Below are 2,479 nucleotides of genomic sequence, written 5' to 3' on the forward strand. Positions count from 1 at the left end.
TGACAACCAGCCTCCATCTCACACTGGCCCAATGTCTACACCGCCGTCAGATCAGGCGCAATTTTTAGAGGTGCCCCACAGTCGGTTACGTTCTGATTGCCCTAGGTCCTGCCGGACTTGTCGTCGACAGTTTATGCCCGCCTAAATAATTGGCAAAAAGGACGCCGCGATGTGGAAAAATATCATTCCCGGGCGATGGATGCGCCGCTTGGCAGCGACAATCCTCATCATCTTGGCATCCACCCTTTTTCTCCTCAATCTGCGGCGCCAGGGCGAACGCGCAGGGCGCGCGGCTGAACGCCTGACAAATCTGGAGCACACCAACCATGCACAGCGCGAAATGCTGGACGCGGCCGCAGATCGCCCTCGCAGCCGCGACGATCTCGTTGACCGGTTGCGCCGGGGTGGGTTCTGAAACACCACATAGCGCCTGTCCGCCGGTGGTGGAATATAGTCGCGCCGAGCAGGTGCGCGTAGCGGAAGAACTCGCTGCATCGCCTGAAGGGGCGCTGATCGTTGGGTGGCTGGCGGACTATGCGGTGTTACGGGAACAGGCCCGTCGCGGTCACACCGAGCCCATTCAAAAGTAGAGAGTACCGCGGATGATCCAGGCTATCGCACAAATCATATCGCCCCCCTCACTCCCCTGATAAATCCAACTACAAAATCCCACCCGAAAATAATCGGAAGTGTCAGCAGCCAAAGCGCGAACAACAAAAGCCGCGCACAAAAGATCATCACTAATACGGCGGCCATAATCATCATATAAGCAAGCTGAAGCTGTGCTGCCTTTTTGCCTCGAAGCTGCAGCCCTGCAAACTTGAACGACGAGTATTGCGGCTTGAGAAAGTTAAAGGTGCCAGCCTTATTCTTCACCGACGCGCTCACGCCAGTCTTGGATAAGTTGAAACCAAGCGGCCCTGTCGTGACATGGGAGTAGCTGTCGTGATCGGACCAAGCGTCCATGATCATGTCGAGATCACGATCCGCATGCAGGTTCATTAACGCGGGGAAAGCGGCGATCTGCCCGAATCTCTCCGTGATCGGCACGAGATAATCAACGCCGTCATCCATAATCGCCTCACGCAACTGTTCCAGCCATTTCGCGCGAGTTTTTTCATCGGCGGGCGCGTCGATCAGGATCGGCAGCAGCCCCTCCAGCGTTCGGCCGACGGCATTCCCAAGCGCGCCCGAGGAAGTGTCGATGTGCTCGAAGGCTGGCCATATGCGTTGGGCCAGCACGATAACACCCTCGGCCGCCGTCACAGGATCAGTCCGCGCAACGGCACGGATCTCGGCACTTGCAGATTTGAGCCGCTCAATAGCCTTGGCAGAGGATTTCCAGCTATAGGCGCCTGCACGCATCCCTGGCTTGAAAGCCCATTTGTGTGTCGCCTTGCCTGTCATTTTCCTTTTCTCGTGTCCGAGGACTGTTCTGCTGCCGATGGGAGTGCGGCAGCCCGCCGCATTGATAATAGGCCTACCGCTCTAAGTTCACGGTCAATCTAAATATTATTCACGGGAAAATAAGATGTTCAAAGGACTGGGACTTTCAATTGCCATCATCTGTGTGGGAATGCTGGGTATACCGCTTCTAATAGTAGCGTTTATTTAGTATATTTGGATCTGAACAAGGTGTGATCCTGCCTCGAGACAGATCATTGATCTATCAATGAGTGTTGCATCAGCTGAGAAAATACAAAAAAACGGCAACCGAAGTGTATGCGCTGGCCACATCCCATTGATTTGAGGTCTTCCGCGCTTCTTTGATTGGCCGGATACATTCTCCATCGTTTCTGTTGGAGGCTGCTATGGCAGATGAAAGTAGACTTGTGGGTCGGCTGGAGGAGATTGTTGAGCCCCGCCGGGGCAACCGGCGTTGGCCTGATGACGTGAAAGCAAGGATTGTTGCGGAGAGTTTTCAACCCGGTGCGCGCGTTGTTGACGTGGCGCGGCGCCATGACATTGTCCCCCATCAGCTATCGGATTGGCGACGGATGGCGCGGACCGGTAATTTGGTTTTGCCTGCGGATGTCATGACATCAGTTGGTGATGCAGAGATTTCCTGCCATCGGTCTGAGCCTGCGTTTGTTCCGCTGGAGATCGCGATGACATCGCCGACAGCTGATAGCCCATCAGGGCAAGCACAGAGCGAGCGCGCGGGGATGGGCGGCGAGATATCGGTCACGATTGGGTCTGATGTGATGATCCGGATTCCTGGCACTGCTGATATGGCGCGTGCTGCTGACTTGATCCGGGCGGTACGAGGGGTCTCGTGATTGTCGCGGGGCAGCGGCTGCCGATCGTGATTGCGACCAAGCCAGTGGACTTCCGTCGTGGTCATGACGGGCTCGCAGCAACGGTGCAGAACGAGCTGGGGCTTGATCCACATTCCGGTCTGACCCCTCTGTGCCAATAAGCGTGAGACAATTGACTGGCTAAAGTTTACACTTGAGGGCGCAGGAGAACGAACCCATGG

General features: G+C 55.8%; 4 protein-coding genes. 3 read left to right on the forward strand and 1 reads right to left on the reverse strand.

What is annotated here, in order from left to right; genetic code table 11:
- Positions 1–169 precede the first annotated feature (169 nt).
- On the forward strand, positions 170–415 hold the full coding sequence (locus ACEN2R_RS20820) for a hypothetical protein (protein ID WP_442044844.1): 246 nt from the start codon (positions 170–172) through the stop codon (positions 413–415).
- A gap of 209 nt (positions 416–624) precedes the next feature.
- Here the strand turns inward: ACEN2R_RS20820 and ACEN2R_RS20825 are convergent, their stop codons facing one another.
- Positions 625–1,407: a hypothetical protein gene (locus ACEN2R_RS20825; protein WP_442044846.1), complete on the reverse strand. Its 783-nt coding sequence runs from the start codon at positions 1,405–1,407 to the stop codon at positions 625–627.
- Positions 1,408–1,811: 404 nt separating this feature from the next.
- Here ACEN2R_RS20825 and tnpA point away from each other — a divergent pair, with 404 nt between their 5' ends.
- Positions 1,812–2,279: an IS66-like element accessory protein TnpA gene (gene tnpA / locus ACEN2R_RS20830; RefSeq protein ID WP_442044848.1), complete on the forward strand. Its 468-nt coding sequence runs from the start codon at positions 1,812–1,814 to the stop codon at positions 2,277–2,279.
- A gap of 26 nt (positions 2,280–2,305) precedes the next feature.
- The gene (gene tnpB / locus ACEN2R_RS20835; RefSeq protein WP_442044850.1) at positions 2,306–2,419 is read left to right on the forward strand and encodes an IS66 family insertion sequence element accessory protein TnpB; all 114 of its coding nucleotides are present in this window, start codon (positions 2,306–2,308) and stop codon (positions 2,417–2,419) included.
- The last annotated feature ends 60 nt before the right edge of the window (positions 2,420–2,479 follow it).

The sequence above is a fragment of the Pseudogemmobacter sp. W21_MBD1_M6 genome (genome assembly GCF_052119585.1).
Lineage (GTDB): Bacteria > Pseudomonadota > Alphaproteobacteria > Rhodobacterales > Rhodobacteraceae > JBGQOJ01.

What these genes read in the sequence shown, in the direction of transcription:
- ACEN2R_RS20820 (WP_442044844.1), top strand. Translation starts at nt 170, where the DNA reads ATGTGGAAAAATATCATTCCCGGGCGATGGATGCGCCGCTTGGCAGCG.
- ACEN2R_RS20825 (WP_442044846.1), bottom strand. Translation starts at nt 1,407, where the DNA reads ATGACAGGCAAGGCGACACACAAATGGGCTTTCAAGCCAGGGATGCGT.
- tnpA (WP_442044848.1), top strand. Translation starts at nt 1,812, where the DNA reads ATGGCAGATGAAAGTAGACTTGTGGGTCGGCTGGAGGAGATTGTTGAG.